The sequence below is a fragment of the Carnobacterium sp. CP1 genome, assembly GCF_001483965.1.
Classification (GTDB): Bacteria; Bacillota; Bacilli; order Lactobacillales; family Carnobacteriaceae; genus Carnobacterium_A; species Carnobacterium_A antarcticum.
Map to the genome: position 1 here is coordinate 907918 of NZ_CP010796.1, position 19979 is coordinate 927896.

The following is a 19979-nucleotide window of genomic DNA, read 5'->3' on the forward strand; positions in this document are numbered from 1 at the left end:
AGGCGAAGGGCATTAAATTAGTAAAAATAATTTAATACCCTGCCTTTTTATTGTTTAACCTACTACAATTGGTGCCCATAGACCTAAAACATATAGAATATTTACAATTATCCCTAATGCAATAGCAGCTACGGGGCCTACAGCCATATTAACCAATGGTTTTTTAGCTGTTTGATTTAATAAATAAACTCCTATCAGCCAGAAATAACCAATTCCTGGTGCAATTTGTTCACTTGCCAACGCACCACCGATAAGTAACGCGATTTCTAACACACGATTCATCGAAGTTCGAATGTGCTCCCCCATTTCTCTAACTCCCGGGAAACGGTCTAATCCTTTAGCAGCTCCATTCAATAACATAATTTCAATAAACATAACAATTGCTCCAGCAATGAAAGCAAATACAGGATGGCCTTGTAATAAAATACCAATAACAAAAACAAAAGTAGTTCCAGATGGGCTATATACCCCCGTTACAATAGCGGTAGAAAAGACTAAGGGGATAAATCCAATTCCACGTGCAAATGCAGCTAATGCTGCTTCTCCAAATTTACCTTCACTCATCAAATTCAATGAAATGGGATCTCCGGCAATAATAACTAAACTTGTTGCAGCAGCGACTAATCCCCCAGTAAGTGATAATAAAAGTGCATTTTTTTTAATTCTTGTTACACGTTCTACGAAGATGCTGACAAGGTTTTGATTATCTGTTCCTTCGCCTTTTACGCGGACAGCAAAGAACACCATCAAAATCATTCCAACTAATAATGCCATCCCTTCGGCACTTAATGTAAAAGTAGTTCCACTTTCTAATGTAATCGTTCCAAATTTCTTAACTAATACCAAGGCCAACGTGCTAAGTCCTAAAGTAAGTGCTCCTTTTTTAAACCCATGCTGATAGGCAATAGCTAGAGCCGGGAAAACAGCAAATCCTACCACAATTGGTGTTCCAACTGCTCCTAAAGCATCTAAAAAGTTTACCGGCATCAAAGCAAATAGATCGACTACAACTTGTAAACCAATCGTAATTCCGATGCCCCACAAAGCTCCGATGATTCCTGCAATGATCGTTCCTTTTTTCCCTTCAGGTGTCCAAGTTCCAATAATATCTGTCATTAAAAGAATACTATGAACTAAAATAACACTTGCCCCAAGTGAAACTGGGATTCCAAATCCAATAACCAATCCAAAACTAACAGCAAAACTTGTTGCCGCTAATTCTTTTTTCCCAATTACACCCTCTAAATACTCTGGCATAACTGGACGTAATCCATCGTTAAAAACAGCAATACCTTTATTGGCCATCATGGCTGCTAAAGCACCCAAAGCTCCTACAACTACTAATTGAATGATATCCACTTTGCTCTCTCCTTCTAAACTTTCAATTTATTTTTTTTAGCTCGTCCATAATAATTGGAATAACAGTTTCTTTATGCTGAGCTGTAAATCCAAAAGCTTTTTTGCCATTATTAACATTCTCCCTGATTTTTTCATCAGTCATAAGATTACCTGGCATAGATACAGTAACCGTAGCATCTCTTCCAACTAAAGCAATCGCCATTGCAAGTGCTCCTCCACCGCCTGTGTTACAAGCCCCAAAATAATAATCAGCTAAACCATTTTTTAACGCCATTGCTGCCTCTAGGTCACTCTTAGTTTCTATTTCAAACTGTCCCTCCCCATATTTTTCTACTAGTGCCGCTACTTCTTTTTTATCAATTTGTCCTCCGATAACAATTTTTTTCATTGTTCTCTCCCCTTTCAAATTTCAATATACATTTTTTTGTATATTGGTAAAGAAAACGTTCTCTTTAGAAAGAGTATAGCTAATATGTTAAAGAGATACAAGTATTAATTCATATTTTTTTTATTTGCTTATTTGATTTTTAGAGGTATCATAAATTTAAAGACAGAAAAGGAGTTTACCTATGAATAAGAATCCAGTTATAGAGGCAGCAAAAAAAAGCTTTATCGCTTTAAAAAATCCTTATCAATCTGTAGCAAAAGTTTTTCCTGGAACCTTGAATCATTTTGAAAAAGAAAATACAACCTACCACTATATCGGCGTTAAAAATAAAAAGCATATCCCTCGTTCCCTTTTAGAAAAGTTAGCAAAAAACGGAAACTATCTCTTACATACATTGGATGTGTACAGTTTAGGTGGAAGAGCTATTGACATTTCTTTACAAAACCCTATCAGTGGAAAACTTATGACTGGCTCTTCAAGTGGCACTGCAATCAATGTTTTGGTTGGTATCAATGATTTAGGCATCGGAACAGATGGCGGCGGATCGGTATTAGCACCGGCAATGTCAGTAAATCTTTTTGGTTTTATTAGTAATCTAATCGAAGAAGAACATGTAAAACAATTTGTAAACCATTCAACAGATGATATTTCCTTTACTGTCTCTCTTGGATATATCACCCGTACTTTCCAAGAAATGCAGCGCGCATTAAACGCTACTTTCCCTGAGTTACAACTAACGGTAGAAAAAACTAAACAATTGGTAATTTCTACATTAGCCGAACAAAAAATTCCTTCTGTTTTAATCCAAACAAACAAATATGATAAAGTTATTTCTCTTTCTCATCCTGATATTTATGGCCCTAGAGAACCGTTAATTGCTTTTCTGAAAACGCATCTAATCAACTGCGACTTCCTCATTTCTGAAGAAGGTCCTATAGATTATCAAGGTTTTGGAGATACAGTCATCGGACATATGGGAGAACAAACATACGAACAACAAGTATCAGCTAGAAAAGGATTAATTCGAGTGGTAAACATGGCCAATGCAACAGCAATCGTTGTTCCTAAGAAAGAATTTGCTACTGGATATGTTTTGATATGTGAATCTACTTCTGAAAAAATCCCACTTATGCTAAGCTTTGCTAAAAAAATTGCTTTACCTCCAGATGAATTAATTAACCGTTATTTTTCTAACTTTGATCATTATTTTCCCGAAGAGTTTATGTAGGTAGTGAAAGATTTTCAATATGATGTGGATATGATATTCAATCGGGTATATGACTGCTAATCTGTGCATAACCTTCATGTCAAACTTCTTAGCTAGAAGTAGATAACCTAATTTCCCACGTTGATACTCCTCCACGAGCCTCTATTTAGCTGATTCGCTCTGTTTGTTTATACAAATACACCCCGAGAGTTAGATTTTCTTTAACTTTCAGAGTGTATTTGTATATTTTTTTACTTTATATTATATTTAAATTTGAAAAGAACTCTATTGATTTTACTAGTTTAATTTTTATAGAAAATAAACCATAGTTAGATTTCTTATAAATTTTCTCCATTTGAATTTATGCATTTTTTGTACCATTCAAATGAATCTTTTTTTCTTCTTTTTCTACTTCCATTACCATCATCATCTAAGTCAACATGAATAACACCATAGCGTTTTTGCATTTCAATCGGACCGCAAGAAACGATATCAATGATTCCCCACATAGTGTAACCAATCATTTCAACACCATCACGAATTGCCTCTTTCATTTGTTCTATAGTAATAATTAATCCGATATACATCATGAATAGAGTTATCTTCAATTTCATCATGAGCGTCAAAACCATTTTCAGCAATAGGAATAAGTAAAGTGTCTAAAACAGAAAGAACCTCAAGAAGCTAGGTTCTTGAGGTTCTTTCTGTATACACACGAAGTTATTTACTTATTATAGATTAAACAATTACTATATAAAGCAATGCGGCGATAGCTCCACCTATCATCGGTGCTACTACTGGAATCCATGAGTAACCCCAATCTGAAGTGCCTTTGTTTGCGATCGGCAGAAATTGATGTGCGATACGCGGACCTAAGTCACGTGCAGGGTTGATTGCGTAGCCTGTTGATCCTCCTAGAGAAAGACCAATTGAAAGAATCAATACACCTACTACTAGAGGGTTTAGCCCATCAGTGAATGTATTTTTTCCGAACATCATAAGTGCGAATACTAATACGAAAGTACCAATTACTTCAGACATCACGTTGCTGACAGTGTTACGGATAGCAGGACCTGTTGCAAATGTTCCTAAGATAGCACCTTGGTCTTTTGTTTCTTTGAAATGTGGTAAGTACGTCAACCAAACTAGAACGGCTCCTAAAATACCTCCAAGTACTTGAGCAATAATAAACGGCACAACCAAAGCCCACTCAAAATTACCAATAATAGCCATTCCAAGAGTTACAGCGGGGTTTAAGTGAGCTGGTCCCATAGAACCTGAAACATATACTGCAATCGTTACAGCTGCTCCCCATCCAAGAGCAATGGCAACCCACCCTGCTCCTTCTGCTTTACTTTTTTTCATGTTAACGGCAGCACATACACCGTCACCCAATAAAACTAAAATCATTGTTCCTAAAAACTCACTAAAAATCGTTAATGTATCTCCAGTCATCTATTTCCATCTCCTTTTAAGTTTTTTAAATCAGACTCTCCAATAGCAATCTCTAATTCTTTTCTGTAGCGAGCTCTTGTTTCTTCTGTCCAGTCATAGTAACGGGCCATTTCAGCAATCACTGGTTCAATTATAGCATTCAAAGTGTCGCGCATAAACAACATATGATTTGTACGTCGAATCAAGAAGTCGCTTGGTGTTAACGCCATCTCTTCATCCATAGCGTAATATAAGCTTAGCGTATCTGCTAAAGTCAGTCCTTCTACTTGTTCGACTTCATCTATCAACGCAAATACTTTAGGAGCATTTGAACCGTATAGATGAGCAAGGTAAAGCCCTGCTGAATCGCTGAGGCCTTTTTCAACACCCATTTGCGCTAATGTTTCTGTTTCTTCTTCGACTTCTTGCGGGTTGAGTTCTCCACCGGATACTGGGTATTTAGCAGAATCAATCAACTCGTAAGATAAGTTGAAGTCGCTTTGCAGTATTTCGATGACGGCTTTCATCGCGCCAATCGCCATTTTGCGGTAGTCGGTCAATTTGCCGCCAGCTACGGTGATCAAGCCGTCTTCATCAATATCTAACGCACTTCCACGCGAAATCGCTGAGGGATTGGCTTCTGATTCAGAGTTGCTGGTTTCGATATTTTTCAATGCGTCTTCTACTGTATAACGATCAACGTTGCCTTTTTGGTATTGTTCGATCGTAGAAATCACCTTTTCAAAGCTTTCGTCTGAGATTGGTTGGCTGTTTCCACCGTTGTAGTCAGAACCGCCATTTGAAGAGATCAATGGGCGTAATCCTGCCCAACTAGATTCGATATCGTCAATCGTTATGTTTGCTGAAGGGTAGCGAGTGTTAACGATATCTAAAAGGTAATCGACATCCTCTTGGTCAACCGTTGGATGTGCAAAATCGCCTTTGTAATCTGTGTCGGTTGTTCCAAAATACGTTTTTTCTTCACGCGGAATCACAAAAACCATCCGGCCATCATTTTTACCTGTATCAAAGTAAGTTGGTTGCGGCACATATAATTTTTTGTTGTCGACTACCAAATGAACCCCTTTTGTGGGGCGCATTTGTGGAACAGCGTCTAGTTTAGCATCCATTTGGCGAATCGTGTCAGACCATGGACCCGTTGTATTTAAGACAACACGTGCTTTGATCGCAAATGTTTCGCCGGTCAATAAGTCTTCCACTTCTGCTCCAGAAACTTTGTCATTTTCATCGTGTAAAATACCAACGACTTTGACACGGCTCACCATGTGTCCGCCGTCTGCAGCAGCGCGTTTGATGTTTTCAATCACCAAGCGGCTGTCGTTATTGCGGTAGTCCAGGTAGACTCCAGCACCTAATAAGCCTTCGCTTTTCAGCTGCGGTTCGCGTTTTAAGACTTCTTCTTTTGTCAATGTATAATTGGCATATTTAGTTCCCGTAACACTTGCTAATCGATCATAGAGATCCATTGCTATTTTCAAAGAAAACATTGAGAACGTTGAACCGGGTTCGTCATAGATCGGCAAAATCATCGGATCGGCTTTTGGAATGTGCGGTGCAATTCCTTGTACGACAGCCCGCTCTTGAACCGTATCCGCTACAACTTCAACATCGAAGTTTTTCAAGTAGCGTAATCCGCCATGAACCAATTTGGTCGAGCGAGAAGAAGTTCCTTCTGCAAAGTCCTGCATCTCGACAAGTCCTGTTTTAAGACCAGAAGCGCTGGCTTGTAAAGCCGTTCCAGCGCCTGTGATCCCTCCACCGATAATTAAGACATCCAATGTTTCTTCTTTTAATGCTTTGATATCCTGCTTTCTTCGTTTAATGGAAAAAACCATGATTTTTCGTGCCTCCTTTTACGCTTCCGGCTTAAAGACTTGTGTAGCTTTGACTGCTAATTTCCAGTTTTTGTATAATTTTTCGCGTTCTGCTTCTGGCATTTGCGGTTCAAAGATAGCCCCTTGCTCGTACATGTCTTGAATTTCATCCATACTTTCCCAGAATCCAACAGCTAAACCAGCTAAGTAAGCTGCTCCTAAAGCAGTGGTTTCTAAGTTGTGTGCACGTTGGACTTTAGTACCTAAAATGTCTGCTTGGAATTGCAATAACCAATCGTTATTTGCGGCTCCGCCATCTACTTTCAATAATGGAATGTCGATGCCAGCATCTTTGTTCATGGTATCTACAACGTCACGTGATTGGTAAGCAATGGATTGTAAAGTAGCTTTAACAAAGTCTTCTTTCGTTGTACCGCGAGTTAATCCAAAAACAGATCCTCGTGCATCTGAATCCCAGTAAGGTGCACCAAGTCCAGTAAAAGCCGGCACAACGAAAACTTCATTTTCACTTGTAGAAGCTTTAGCTAGAGCTTCTGATTCAGGTGAGTTTTCAATCATTTTTAATCCGTCACGCAACCATTGAATAGCGGATCCAGCTACAAAAATACTTCCTTCTAAAGCATAGTAAATTTTGCCGTTAATGCCGTAGCCAATCGTTGTTAACAAGTTGTTTTCTGATAATTGCGGTGTTTCGCCTGTGTTCATCACGATAAATGAACCCGTTCCGTAAGTGTTTTTCACCATTCCTGGTTCGAAAGCCATTTGGCCAAATAAAGCGGCTTGTTGGTCTCCAGCCATCCCTGAGATAGGCGTGTTAGCACCGTAGAAATGGTAGTTCGTTGTATTTCCGTAAACTTCTGAGTTGGATTTTACTTCCGGCATCATCGCGCGCGGAATATTCAATAAATCTAATATATCTTGATCCCATTCTAAATCATGAATGTTGTACAACATTGTCCGGCTGGCATTTGAATAGTCGGTAACGAATGATTCGCCGCCCGTTAATTTCCAGACTAACCATGTGTCGACTGTTCCAAATAGCAATTCACCTTTTTCAGCGCGTTCTTGAGCGCCTTCTACGTGGTCAAGGATCCAGCGGATTTTAGTAGCTGAGAAATACGAGTCAATGACCAAACCGGTTTTTTCGTGGATCATTTCCGAGTGTCCAGCTTCTTGTAATTCCATTGCAATTGGTGCAGATTGGCGTGATTGCCATACGACCGCGTTGTAAATCGGGCGTCCTGTTTTTTTATCCCAAATGATGGTTGTTTCACGTTGGTTCGTGATACCAATTGCAGCGATTTCTTCTGGTTTGACACCGGATTCAATAAAGGCCCCAGCAATTACAGATTGTACCGAATTCCAAATTTCATTCGGATTGTGTTCTACCCATCCGCTTTGCGGGAAAATTTGAGTAAACTCTTTTTGTGAGCTCCCAATGGTGTTTGTTTTTTTATCGTAAATAATTGCTCTCGAGCTGGTCGTTCCTTGGTCAATTGCCATAATGTATTTTTTCTCTGTCATGTTATTTTCCTCCTTATGTTTGAAAACGATTTCTTAATACATTTATTGTAACCGTTTTTCCCGATGATAAAATGTCATCTTTTTTAGACTTTCGAAATTTTTTGAAAGGTTTTTACATTTTGTGCTTTTCGGCGGTAGCCGAAAAGGTCCGACTTGATGGGGAAAGTCTGTTGCGTGCCCTAACTAAGATGCAGCAATGGACTTAGGGCACGGTAAACTTCTTTCCGTGACTTAACTGGTTATGATTCCTCTTCCTATGTCACGCAAAACCTATTTAAGTGCCTTAACAAGTAATAGATCCTCTCTTTAGGTTACGCAAATCAAATTTTTAAAGCATTTCAATGCGGTACATTTCGGGTGTGACCGAAATGATCTGACTTGAGCCGATAAAGTTCGTTACGTGCCCTAACTAAGATGCAGCAACAGACTTAGGGCAGGGTAAACTTCTTTCCGTGACTTAACTGGTTATGATTCCTCTTTTTATGTCACGCAAAACCTATTTAAGTGCCTTAACGAGTAATAGGTCCTCTCTTTAGGTCACGCAAATCAAATTTTTAAAGCATTTCAATGCGGTACATTTCGGGCGTGACCGAAATGATCTGACTTAGGGTGATAAAGTTCGTTGCGTGCCCTAACTAGAATGCAGCAACAGACTTAGGGCAGGGTAAACTTCTTTCCGTGACTTAACTGGTTATGATTCCTCTTTTTATGTCACGCAAAACCTATTTAAGTGCCTTAACAAGTAATAGGTCCTCTCTTTAGGTCACGTAAATCAAATTTTCGAGAGATTTTCAATGCGGTGCATTTCGGCTGTGCAGCCGAAATGATCTGACTTGATACCGATAAAGTCCATTACGTGCCCTAACTAAGATGCAGCAACGGACTTAGGGCACGGTAAAATTCTTTCCGTGACTTAACTGGTTATGATTCCTCTTCTTATGTCACGCAAAACCTATTTAAGTGCCTTAACAAGTAATAGATTCTCTCTTTAGGTCACGCAAATCAAATTTTTAAAGCATTTCAATGCGGTATATTTCGGGCGTGACCGAAATGATCTGACTTGATACCGATAAAGTTCGTTACGTGCCCTAACTAAGATGCAGCAATGGACTTAGGGCACGGTAAACTTCTTTCCGTGACTTAACTGGTTATGATTCCTCTTCTTAGGTCACGCAAAACCTATTTAAGTGCCTTAACGAGTAATAGGTCCTCTCTTTAGGTCACGCAAATCAAATTTTTAAAGCATTTCCATGCGGTATATTTCGGGCGTGACCGAAATGATCTGACTTGATACCGATAAAGTTCATTTGTTAAACAGAGTTACATTTATAGGAAGAAAAAAGAAGTTTTTGCGGACATTTAGATAAGAGGAGTGGATAAAATGATATATAAAAAACGTAAAAAGTCTGACAAATTACTTATGCTGGAGTATTTGAAAAATCGAATTAAGTTTTCTCAAGAAAACTGGAATGAGTACCAGAACCAAGTAAAAGGTTATCCAGGTGAGTGTCACTTAGATACACTGACAGTTGAATTAACCGACGATTGCCTCGTTTTGAATGATTTACCACTAGCAATCGGCAGCACTCAATTTCAAATTGATGCATTGATCATCACTGCGCAAGAAATCATACTGTATGAGGTAAAAAATTATGGAGGGGAATATATCTATAAAGATGGATTTCTTGTATCTATCTCATCTGGAAATTCCTTCCATAGCCCTACAGAAAGAATTAACCGGAATACTTCTTTACTGCAAAGCTTACTGGAAACCCTTCAAATAACAATGCCCATTAGGCCCTTTGTTGCATTTGTGCATCCTGAGTTTATGTTATACGACGTAGAAAACATGCAAAAAGTTTTGGTGCGCGCAACTTTTCCAAAGCATTTCAGAAAATTAACTGCACAGTTAGAACCTCTTTCTGCAAAACACTTTCTCCTCGCTAAAACATTATGCGAACTATCTGCTCAAACAAAGCCCTATTTAAATGGCGTGCCGGAATATACTTATGAGGAATGTAAAAAAGGCATCATCTGCTCAGAATGCGAGCGATTCATCCCAGGGATTAAACACAAAAATAAATTTTATAGATGTAAAATATGTGGTCATAAAGAACGTGTTTCAACGATCATTTTAAGGCACGTATTGGAATTCAAATGCTTGTTTCCAGATAGAAAACTGACTGTACCAACTATTTACGATTGGTGTGGCGGATTGTGTTCTGAGAAGAGAATTCGTTCTGCCTTGCAAAAGGAATACGTGCTAATTGATACAGGAAGAGCTTCGTATTATGTATAACCAAAAAATAACCATCCCAAGCGGTTATCGCTTTTAGATGGTTATTTTTTATTTAGGACGTTGCGTAACCTAACCCTTTATATAGAGCAACATTAGGTCACGCAAAATGGATTTCCCTTCCCTAACTTGATGAACTCATGCTAGTTAAGGCACAAGAACCAGTTTTCCCTGCCCTAAGCATGTAGAACAAACCTCGTTAAGGCAGGCAAACAATTTTTCCAAACATAATTCATCGGCCATATATGATTTAACACCTATCGCTAGGCATTCAACTGCTGCACGATCCTTTGAATGTTCTTCATGTCGAAAGGTGACAAGATCTCAGAGAGGACGTACACTTTGGCTTCCCCGTAGTGGTCCTTTTGGGTGGGTTGCTCATTGGTTAGAATGAGGTCGTACGTTTTACCCGGCTGGCAGGCTTCTACGCGGATGCCGTTGATATGGCGCATCTTCAGGATAAGCAGCTGATTCAGCGTTTCCGTATAAATGTTTTCCATTTTTAAATCGATCCCGATTTGCACGATGGCTGTCATCTTAAACGAAATAATGGCCAGTAAACTGCTGTATTTCAGCAACTCCATTTTCAATAGACTGTTTTCTTCTGCTTCTTTGATCCCGAATTTGTTTGTACTGATGGACAGTAATGTATGCGCAAATGAAACCAAGTCCCTGCCGGTAAACTGCTTCTCTTTGGCCAGCATTTCTTCATAGTCATAGATTTCAATATCGCCTTGGAAGAAATACAGTTTTGTGTGGATATGAGACAGGTGATAATACATATCACGTTCCAACATGTACGGCAATCGGCGGAACTTGTAATGAATAATAATGGTCTCCACAATGTACGTATCCAGATCCGCAATAGGTGCACGGCGGTCACGTTCCAGCCTATATTCGTGAAAGTCATATTCAGTCAGGATCGGAAAAGCTAGTAGAAAAGCAAAGTGCAGCATGGCTTCTTCTTCATCGACTTCAATCGAATAACGGCTGAAGTAGCGCAAAACCATAATGCGGATTTTTTGGTACAACGGATCTTCTAAGTAAGGCTGCATTTGCTTGTGCAAATGTACGTATTTCTTCTCTTTGCAATTGACGCGGTTTTTACTAATGAGCATCCAAACGTTTAGGCGTTGTTTGTTTTCTGATTCAATCGTGACTTCCAGAAAACTTTCTACGGCTTGTGCCATTTGAGTCACGTGCTTATCTGTATACGAAGGGCTGAGCGCATCTTTGTCTTCAACATAACTATAAAATTGGAAGTAGAAATACCGAATGTGCAACTCTTCGCCGTGCAGCTGTCCATTACGGATTTTGATACCAAACTCTTTCAAATAGCTGTTCAATTCTTTGATTTTACGGAATAATGAAGAATCGCTGATTGCCAGTTTTTGTGTCAGCTGTGTAATCGAAAATTCTTGGTGCTTAAATAAAAAACTGATCAGCTTTACTTTGACCGACTGATTCAAATAAAGCTGATAAATTTGCTGCAAAGAAAATTCATCGCTCATGGTTAAGGAAATGGATTGACCGTCATAGTTGATGTGCACCTGATCAGCAAGCGGTTGAATCCGAAAAGAAATGGATTCCAAATCTCTATCTAGCGAAGCTTTAGCGACACTCAAATAGTCCAGCATGTCCGCATAAGAGAGTTCACCGCCATTCAACACGAGTTGTTTAAAAATGGTAACTTCTCTGATTTCATTTTTTTCAAGAAAGTGTTCAATTTTCATTTCCGTCATCCCTCGCTTCTAGCCAAGAAACAACATTGGTGGCCGAAATCATTTGGGTAAATGATGGATGGAAGAAATAATCTTTCTGCTGCAAATCCTCCAAGGTTTGTTTCGTTTGAATGGCCAACGCCACTGTATTGATTTTTTCTAAAATATTTGAAGTCGAAATCATTTGTGCTCCAAGCAAGACGTGACTGGCTGCGTCATAGAGCCATTTGATCGTTACGGTATCGGCATCCGGTAGACTGGTTAAGCGCACTTCTTGACGGTAGGCTTTAACCGTTTGACCCGTGAACAAACTTTCGGCTTCTGTTACGCCGGTGCTGGCAATGTAGTAGCCTAATATAGATGTCCCAATCGTGCGTAAAGAGCCTTTGAAGGTCCTTTCTGGTTGGATAAGGTTAGCTGCCGCTACGATCCCTGTCCGGACGGCATTGTTCACGAGCGGAATGTACACCGTATCGTCGTCTTCGCCAAACGTCAATTGAATGCAATCCCCCACGGCAAAAACATCTTCCACCGACGTGCGCATATAGCGATCGACGGCAATCGTTTGGTCCATATGGAGTTGAATGTGTTCATCTAAAAAGTGCAAATCCGGTCTCACATTCACCCCTAAGATAGCTGTATCACTCGTAATCGCTTCATTTCCAAATCGAACCGTTACCTGTTTATCCGCATCAGTTGTAATAGAAGAAACCGTTTGGTTCAAGCGCAACTTGATTCCCTGTTCAACCATTTTTTGCTGCAAAGGCTGGATCATGTCTCTATCAAAGTATTTGAATAACACATAGTCCATACTTTCGATCAACGTGACTTTCTTTTTCTGTTGGCTCAGCAAATCGGCTGCTTCTACTCCGACTTGTCCAGCTCCAATAATGGTTACACTTTGGCTGGCTTCCATTTTGGCGAGAGCAGCTTGGGCTTCATGGTGCCGTTTGTACTTCAAGACGCTTTCGCCACTGCTGCCGCTGATTTTTTGCGACAACTGGCTCGAACCCGTTGCGATAATCAATTTATCATAAGCGATCTTTACTTCTTGTCCATGACGGAGATAATCGACTGTTTTGTGAACCGTGTGAATTTTTTCAACAGAGGCTTCTAAGCAATAGCGAATGCCTTGCTTTCCCAATTGCTCTTTAGTAATGAAGTAAGCTGATTCTAAGTCGTCAATCTTATTCTCCCAGTACAAATGCAATCCATTCGGAATATACCCTAACGTAGACTGCTTATCCAGCAACATAATTTCTGCATCGGACTGTTTTTTCCGAACTTCTAAAGCTGCTGCTACCCCAGCAAAAGAAGCTCCTATAATGACTACTTTCATGTTATTACTCCTTATCAATGCGTTTACAATTAGTATAACATAGTGAAGAAAACTTTCGCATAGGCGAAAGTTACTGGTTTGGAAGAAATCGGGCCATTTCGGGCTCCGCCGAAATGAACCTCATTGAAAATCTCTCGAAAATTTGATTTGTGCGACCTAAAGATAGAGAATTCTAATCTTTAAGGCACTTAAATAGGTTTTGCGTGACCCAAGAAGAGGAATCGTAACCTATTAGGTCACGGAAAGAAGTTTACCGTGACCTAACTCTGTTGCTGCATCCTTGTTAAGGCACGCAACAGTTTTAATAACCTTAAGTCAGACCATTTCGGCGCAGCCAAAATGCACAAAACGATTAAAATCTCTCAATAGTTGATTTAAGCACCTTAAGTAGAATAAAGTTTCATTGTTCCGGTATTTAAAAGGTGTTTGCGGACTTTCACCATTGCTTTGCTTATGAGATAAGGTATGCAATCTACTTTTATCTACCTTAACAAGTTTTTCATGATTAAAATAGTTCAATTAGAACATAATAAAAAAATTTGCAAAAAATTAACCCTATCTCTTAATGAGATAGGGCTAGTTATGCTAGTAGTTTATTTTTTGTCCGATGTAAATTTTATTAGCATCTTTAATGCCATTTTTGTCTTGCAGCTTCTTAACGGTTGATCCCAATTTCAATGCAATTCCACTTAGAGTATCGCCTGATTTAACGGTATATGTTTTATTCGTTGAAGTAGCCGGTTTTACAGCAGGTGCTTTAAGCTTCAATACTTGGCCAACATTGATGATGTTTTTATTTTTAATGCCGTTCCACTTAACTAAATTATCTATGCTCACGCCGCTTCGGTTAGAAATCGCTGACAATGTGTCTCCCAACTTAACACTGTAGCTGTCACCAGTGATTTTATTGTTTGCTGGTTTGGACGGTACTGATGACGGTTTGCTAGGAGCAACGGCTGCACCACTTAATACTTGTTTATCAAATTTTGCCAAATCGTTTGCTTCAATAATAGAAATAATTTTAGTTTGATAATGCGGATCTGTAGCATAGCCGGCTTCGTGAATGGCTTTAATCTGCTTTTTGTAATCCGTTAAACCTAAAGCTTTTTTATAGTGGCTGTTTACATTTAGAAACACGCCGTAGTCTTTAACCGAAGTTGCCCAGTCAGGATAGGATCTAAAATTAGCGGTAATATTATAGGTTATACCGCCATACACCTCCCAAGTAGCCATGTTCGCCGCATTCCCGCCATAGCTGCCTTTGATGCCAAACAAATTATTGTGATTAGCAGCAAGACCAGACGTACCCCACGCTGATTCTAGAGCAGCTTGAGCAATGGCCACTGATGGTAGAACTTTATAGACGGGCCACAATGCTGCAGCCCCTCCTTTTACTTTGTTGATAAAGTTTTCTGTTTGTACACTCATTATAAAACTCCTCCTTTTGATTCTTTAATAAACCAAATACTATGATAATAACGACAAACAACACTACACCTGTAACCCCTGAAAACTCAACTGCCCAAATTTTTAATAAATTATTGTTTTATTTAATAGCATCAGTACACTAACAAAAAATACGATAAAGATGATTAGTTAAATACTGCCATCTTTCACTTAAAACAAAAAAGGAACCTTTATCTTATTATAGTAAAGGTTCCTCCATCATCTATTTAGTTATATTCTTTCTATACTGATTAACCCTGTAAACATATTCAATATCACCATAACTAGACCAGTCCATTTTTTCTGCCCAATCTTTGGAGAACTGTTCTGCTAGTTCTGAAGTGTGCTTTCCACCGTTTTCTTTGATGTAATCAATGTATCCTAAGCCATAGTTATAGCTTTGAATGGCCGTATCCAAGTCAACATCGGTTTGTTCCATCCGCTCAATGCTCTGCTGAAAATAATCGACACCCGTTTTGATGCTGCGGACTGGGCTTTTAATTGTATTGGGCGGCAGCTCGATCGATTCACTCGATTGCATCACATCCAAGTTTCTTCCGCCTGATTCTTGTGCAAGAATAGCAAGCACAACCGGAGTATACTCTTCCAAATCATATTTTTTCAATTCTTCTTTAACAAGCGGCTCCCAAACTTGGACAGCTAGCGGAATAGTGCCAAGGTAAAAAAACAGTACGGAAAATAAAGCAATCGCCCCAAGTATAGAACTCAAAAGAATGAGTGCTTTTTTTAACCAACCTTTTCCGCTCTTTTGCTCCAACTATCTCACCAGCCTTGCTTTTTCAATAGACTCTATTCTAACACAATTTGATCTTTGTTAGAATACGAACCGATCCGTTACCTTTCATTATTAAGATAAACGCTTTGTTAGTGCGCATAGAAGAAAAGAGGACGTGTGGTTACTTATTACTTACGTCCTCTAACGAATTCAAACGCCTAATTGGATAGGTTACACTTAACTGGACAATTATTATAAGGTCTCTAGAATTAGAATCAATAGAAACTAAAAAGGAGATTTTTATAATGACTAGAAGACCAAGAAGGGCCTATTCAGAAGAATTTAAAAAACAAATTGTTTTACTCCACAATACAGGCAAATCCAGAAAAGAAATTTTAGCAGAATATGATCTAACGCCTTCGGCCTTTGACAAATGGGTTAAACAGAATTCCGAATCAGGATCATTTAGAGAAAAAGACAATAAGACACCTGAAGAGCTTGAGTTAGAAAAGTTAAGGAAACGAAATGCTCAATTGGAAATGGAAAATGATATTTTAAAGCAAGCAGCGCTGATATTTGGACGAAAGTCCTAGTCATAAAGAATAATGCCCATAAGTATGCCGTATCAGCGATGTGCCAGGTTTTATCTGTTCCAAGGAGTACCTATTATTACCTTTTAAAACAGAACCGAGAAAAGAAACAAGACCTCTATACAGAAGTTGTTATAAAAATTTTTCGAGATAGTCGTGAGAACTATGGAACCAGAAAAATTAAAGTCGAACTTTTAAAGAAGAAAATCCTATTATCTAGACGTAGAATTGGAAGAATTATGAAAGAAAATGGTTTAGTATCTTCTTACACTATTGCTCAGTTTAAGCCACAGAAAACACCAACAAATGAAGCGAAAATCATGAATCATTTGAACCGTGAATTTAACCAAAAGGAACCATTAAGAGTTGTCGTTAGTGATTTAACTTATGTTAGAGTGGGTGGCCAATGGAATTACGTTTGCCTGTTTGTTGATTTATTTAACCGTGAAATCATTGGTTATAGTGCAGGCAACCGAAAGGATGCACAGCTCGTTTACCAAGCTTTAGCGACGATCAAGACAGATTTGACCAATATCAAGGTATTTCATACAGACCGCGGAAATGAGTTCGATAATCGTTTAATTGATGATGTTTTAACTGCGTTTTCTATTCAACGATCGTTAAGTAATAAAGGAACGCCTTATGATAACGCTGTTGCAGAAGCCATGTTTAAAGTTTTTAAGACAGAGTTTGTTAGAAATCAGCACTTTGAGAACTTAGTCAGTTTACAAACGGGGTTAATGGACTACGTCCATTGGTACAATACGATTCGAATACATGGAACCTTAAATTATTTGACGCCTGAAGAGTATAAAATGAAGCACCTTATAAAATCTGTCTAACAAAGTGTTGCCTATCCAAATTTTTCTTTTAAAGCTTCGGTAAGCGTCAAAGAAAAGTTGATGCCTTTTTCATTCCCTAACACATTTAAATAGTTTGAAGCTGTTAATGGATATATCTCTGCCTTCTGTAATGAAAGAAACCGGCACTCAAACCTAGATTACTTTTCACCAAACAAATATGAATTACTCCATAGCCAGTGTAAAATAATCCATTGCTCGTAAAAGCACCAGTCTTGCTTCTTGATAACTCGGTCAAATAGGCACCTTATATTTTTAGATTCCTTGCCAATGGTATTTCGATCTTGGTTTTTGGGTTTATTTTTCAAACCATTTTTGTTTACTTTCTTGATAGTACTCTAATATTCGATAAAACTTTTCCGAAATTCACCAATTATAGAAAATTTTGAGCAATTAACAATAGTCTTGTCTAATCAACTAATCGTTGATCGAGGCAGACAGCATTATAAAAAAGAAATTTATTTCTGATTTATGACTAGAAGAATGGAAATTTTAGTTTGCCCCAAGGAGAATCATTCTAACTTTAAAGAGAATCAATTTACTCTACTGGCAATAACTAATACTTTTGTTTAACAAAAGTTAATACTATAATTTATAACTTTATACTACCTAGTATATAACTTAACAATTTTTTGTTAGACACGACACTTTGCCGATAATTTAATTGTAAATACAGTTAAAAGTAATATGAATACATTAGCAATCAGACCAATAAATCCAAATGAAATAAATGATAAAATTGAACTATTAATTAATATAACTTTTTTAAAATATAATACAAAAAGTAAAGAAATACATATAACACTGACAGTATATGTAAGATATTTAATAATTTTTGTTATTGAAACATATCTTCTTATTGAATATAGTCTATATATAAAACCAATTACTTCTGAGGCAACGTAAGCAATAGAGGCGCCGATAAAAGAAAAACTAGAATCTAATAAAATATTAAAGAATATCCCAATAATTATCATAAATATAATTGAAAAAGAGTAATGATTATCTTTCTTTAAAGGAATCAATAACCCATTTGCAAAAAAAATACTCATCGGCATTACAATAAAAGATATGCTTGTAATTTTTATAACAGTGCTTACACTTTCATAACCATTTCCATAAAAAAATAACACAAAATAATCTGAAACAGAAAAAATCCCTGTAATAATTACTATTGAAAAAACGTTACATACCTTAATTGCTTTTTCAATATAAAAATCGATTTCTTTGAATTCTTTTCTTGAAACATGAGATGACATTCTTGGCATTAGAGCATTCAGTGAAGAATTAATAACAGAAAACACTAAATTTATAATTTTTATTCCTTGGTCATATATACCAACACTTGAACTTACACCAGAAAGAGATCTAAGTAACGACCTATCTATGGAACTATATGATGATTTCAACAAAGTTGGAAGTAAAAGTTTAAAAGATTCTTTAAAAGATTCTTTTTTTATTTTTAAACCTAGATATTTTATATTTATAAAGTTTTTTAAAGGAAAAAGTAAAGATATATTTCCAAGAAAAATACCAAAAATATTAATAAAAGAATATAAAACTAGTTCAGTATTCTTATTTATAAAAATAAAAATGCAGAAAGTTGTAAAAAATTTCATAAAGAAATTTCTCAATATAGTCTTTTTTATTTCTTCAATACCGATATAAAACCAAGAAATATCTAGTATGTTTACTAAGATTAAAAATGAATGGATGTAAAATAGTTTTTTATTCCCAAGTTCTATAAAAAAGACAAATATAATTATATATGTTATAAAAGATACAATTGAACATATAAATTGCATTATCCATAATTCAGAAAACAATTTTGTTCTTTCTTCTATATTTTTAGTTTTTGCAATTTCTCGACTGCCATATACCGACAAACCAAAATTTGCAACTATCACAAAAAAACCAGAAATACTAGCCGCAAGACCATATTGTCCCATTTGACTTATGCTAAATATACGAGTTATATAAGGTGTAGTAATTACTGGTACAATCATTATTAAAACTTGATATAATCCACTGTAAATTATATTGTTTTTCAGCTTTTTTTTATTGAGCCCTCCAAAATTATCTCCCATATTATTCCCCTTACAAGTAATATTTATTTCAATGACATAGTAAGTATTAGCACTTAATTTCTTATCAAGAAAATTTTTTTGGATTTTTAATAGTACAACTTATTTTTTTAACACAAAGCATATGTTGAAAATATTGTAAGCGCATTTTTATATTCTCGTCAATTGGTTAAAATGATTGCTTTTCAAGAGATACCTGCATTTAACATTATATTTAATATAATGTTAAAAAATAACGTTTTTGGCTGATATTTTCTGGTTTTACTATACATATGAAATCGCCATTATAAATATTTCACGATGAACTTGTACTAGTTTTTCTATCGGAGCTTCAAAAAAAGTTAAGGAAAAGAAAATATAAGCTCAATAGATATGTAATACTCAATAAAACGGAGACAAAACAAGAAACGTTGTGGTAGGCACTCTATTTCTTTACCACATAACTAATTAGAATACATTTAAATGAAAGTTTCTCAAGGATAGCCCCAGATGTGATCATTGGGTCGTGCTGAAAGACCAATTTCTTGTTCCGTACGTATATTATATCGACAGTTCGGGAAAGGGATTTTCAATCAAGCAACTCTTCCAATGAAAGGAAAACGTGGGAAATAGGCTTTCAAACGGAATATATCCGAAAGACTAAATGATTATCCTCTTTTCAAAAAAAGTTTGATCACCTAGAGGGTGACTCAATCGTTAGAATTCATCATAAACATGCAGTGCTCACACTCTTTGAACGTCTGACAAAAGCCATTATTGCCTTGAAGTCCAACGGACGAAAAGCACAAGATATTGAAGCAGCTATAAACAACTGGCTCCGCTTTATTTCAAAAAAACTCTTCAAATCAATCACTTTTGATTCTGGAAAACCGCCAGTATCAAAGTAATTTGGCTATCTACTTTGCTGATCCAGGAACGCCACCTCAACGAGCTTTAAATGAGCATTCCAATGGACTAATTCGAAAAGACAGTTTGCCAAAAAAACGGATTTTAACCAAGTGGATCAATCCTTTGTTTCTGGAGTAACTTCGATAAGAAAAAAACCCCCAGAGTTTTTTCTCAGTATCAAACATCGCTTGAATTATTTTTGGATTATATTAATGAGTGGAAACTGTCTAAATTAGTTTGACAAAAGAAAT

13 protein-coding genes and 2 pseudogenes are annotated in these 19979 nt (G+C 37.1%); 4 read left to right on the forward strand and 11 right to left on the reverse strand.

Annotated elements, in window-relative coordinates; translation table 11 throughout:
• Positions 1-54: 54 nt before the first annotated feature.
• On the reverse strand, positions 55-1359 hold the full coding sequence (locus NY10_RS04455; RefSeq protein WP_058918833.1) for a YhfT family protein: 1305 nt from the start codon (positions 1357-1359) through the stop codon (positions 55-57).
• 22 nt (positions 1360-1381) lie between these two features.
• Positions 1382-1747 (reverse strand): DUF2620 domain-containing protein, encoded by a 366-nt coding sequence (locus tag NY10_RS04460; protein WP_058918834.1) that lies wholly within the window; start codon positions 1745-1747, stop codon positions 1382-1384.
• 181 nt (positions 1748-1928) lie between these two features.
• Between NY10_RS04460 and NY10_RS04465 the strand changes: the two genes are divergently transcribed.
• Positions 1929-2975: an amidase family protein gene (locus tag NY10_RS04465; RefSeq protein ID WP_058918835.1), complete on the forward strand. Its 1047-nt coding sequence runs from the start codon at positions 1929-1931 to the stop codon at positions 2973-2975.
• Positions 2976-3292: 317 nt separating this feature from the next.
• Here the strand turns inward: NY10_RS04465 and NY10_RS04470 are convergent.
• From NY10_RS04470 to glpK, 4 genes and pseudogenes are all read right to left on the reverse strand, one after another.
• Positions 3293-3596, reverse strand: a pseudogene (locus NY10_RS04470) (family 1 glycosylhydrolase); the annotation flags it as partial.
• A gap of 96 nt (positions 3597-3692) precedes the next feature.
• Complete coding sequence (locus NY10_RS04475; protein WP_058918837.1) at positions 3693-4409, reverse strand: MIP/aquaporin family protein; 717 nt, start codon at positions 4407-4409, stop codon at positions 3693-3695.
• Positions 4406-6244, reverse strand: coding sequence for a type 1 glycerol-3-phosphate oxidase (glpO, locus tag NY10_RS04480; protein ID WP_058918838.1), 1839 nt, complete (start codon positions 6242-6244; stop codon positions 4406-4408). The genes NY10_RS04475 and glpO overlap by 4 nt, the downstream gene beginning before the upstream one ends.
• A gap of 18 nt (positions 6245-6262) precedes the next feature.
• Positions 6263-7768, reverse strand: coding sequence for a glycerol kinase GlpK (gene glpK, locus NY10_RS04485; protein ID WP_058918839.1), 1506 nt, complete (start codon positions 7766-7768; stop codon positions 6263-6265).
• A 1381-nt stretch (positions 7769-9149) separates the two neighbouring features.
• On the opposite strand from glpK, the gene NY10_RS04490 reads away from it, so the two are divergent.
• Entirely contained in the window at positions 9150-10067 is a 918-nt protein-coding gene (locus NY10_RS04490; protein WP_058918840.1) for a nuclease-related domain-containing protein, read from the forward strand.
• A 260-nt stretch (positions 10068-10327) separates the two neighbouring features.
• Here the strand turns inward: NY10_RS04490 and NY10_RS04495 are convergent, their stop codons facing one another.
• The 4 genes from NY10_RS04495 to NY10_RS04510 all read right to left on the reverse strand — a co-directional run bounded on the left by NY10_RS04495 (position 10328) and on the right by NY10_RS04510 (position 15348).
• Positions 10328-11797, reverse strand: coding sequence for an AcpB/EbpR/MafR family transcriptional regulator (locus NY10_RS04495; RefSeq protein WP_058918841.1), 1470 nt, complete (start codon positions 11795-11797; stop codon positions 10328-10330).
• Positions 11787-13124: an FAD-dependent oxidoreductase gene (locus tag NY10_RS04500; protein ID WP_058918842.1), complete on the reverse strand. Its 1338-nt coding sequence runs from the start codon at positions 13122-13124 to the stop codon at positions 11787-11789. The genes NY10_RS04495 and NY10_RS04500 overlap by 11 nt, the downstream gene beginning before the upstream one ends.
• Positions 13125-13709: 585 nt before the next feature.
• The gene (locus NY10_RS04505; RefSeq protein WP_058918843.1) at positions 13710-14552 is read right to left on the reverse strand and encodes a glucosaminidase domain-containing protein; all 843 of its coding nucleotides are present in this window, start codon (positions 14550-14552) and stop codon (positions 13710-13712) included.
• Positions 14553-14793: 241 nt separating this feature from the next.
• Positions 14794-15348 (reverse strand): lysozyme family protein, encoded by a 555-nt coding sequence (locus NY10_RS04510; protein ID WP_058918844.1) that lies wholly within the window; start codon positions 15346-15348, stop codon positions 14794-14796.
• A gap of 263 nt (positions 15349-15611) precedes the next feature.
• On the opposite strand from NY10_RS04510, the gene NY10_RS04520 reads away from it, so the two are divergent.
• Positions 15612-16738 (forward strand): IS3 family transposase gene (locus NY10_RS04520; RefSeq protein ID WP_156413270.1). Its coding sequence is split into 2 segments (ribosomal slippage): positions 15612-15861 and positions 15861-16738, totalling 1128 coding nucleotides; the frame shifts between segments, so codons are not numbered across the junction.
• Positions 16739-17391: 653 nt separating this feature from the next.
• Here the strand turns inward: NY10_RS04520 and NY10_RS04525 are convergent.
• Positions 17392-18843: an oligosaccharide flippase family protein gene (locus tag NY10_RS04525; RefSeq protein ID WP_058918846.1), complete on the reverse strand. Its 1452-nt coding sequence runs from the start codon at positions 18841-18843 to the stop codon at positions 17392-17394.
• 375 nt (positions 18844-19218) lie between these two features.
• Here NY10_RS04525 and NY10_RS12780 point away from each other — a divergent pair.
• A pseudogene (locus NY10_RS12780) lies at positions 19219-19969 on the forward strand (IS30 family transposase); the annotation flags it as partial.
• Positions 19970-19979: the final 10 nt, after the last annotated feature.

What these genes read in the sequence shown, in the direction of transcription:
- NY10_RS04460 (WP_058918834.1), bottom strand. Translation starts at nt 1,747, where the DNA reads ATGAAAAAAATTGTTATCGGAGGACAAATTGATAAAAAAGAAGTAGCG.
- NY10_RS04465 (WP_058918835.1), top strand. Translation starts at nt 1,929, where the DNA reads ATGAATAAGAATCCAGTTATAGAGGCAGCAAAAAAAAGCTTTATCGCT.
- NY10_RS04475 (WP_058918837.1), bottom strand. Translation starts at nt 4,409, where the DNA reads ATGACTGGAGATACATTAACGATTTTTAGTGAGTTTTTAGGAACAATG.
- glpO (WP_058918838.1), bottom strand. Translation starts at nt 6,244, where the DNA reads ATGGTTTTTTCCATTAAACGAAGAAAGCAGGATATCAAAGCATTAAAA.
- glpK (WP_058918839.1), bottom strand. Translation starts at nt 7,768, where the DNA reads ATGACAGAGAAAAAATACATTATGGCAATTGACCAAGGAACGACCAGC.
- NY10_RS04490 (WP_058918840.1), top strand. Translation starts at nt 9,150, where the DNA reads ATGATATATAAAAAACGTAAAAAGTCTGACAAATTACTTATGCTGGAG.
- NY10_RS04495 (WP_058918841.1), bottom strand. Translation starts at nt 11,797, where the DNA reads ATGAAAATTGAACACTTTCTTGAAAAAAATGAAATCAGAGAAGTTACC.
- NY10_RS04500 (WP_058918842.1), bottom strand. Translation starts at nt 13,124, where the DNA reads ATGAAAGTAGTCATTATAGGAGCTTCTTTTGCTGGGGTAGCAGCAGCT.
- NY10_RS04505 (WP_058918843.1), bottom strand. Translation starts at nt 14,552, where the DNA reads ATGAGTGTACAAACAGAAAACTTTATCAACAAAGTAAAAGGAGGGGCT.
- NY10_RS04525 (WP_058918846.1), bottom strand. Translation starts at nt 18,843, where the DNA reads ATGGGAGATAATTTTGGAGGGCTCAATAAAAAAAAGCTGAAAAACAAT.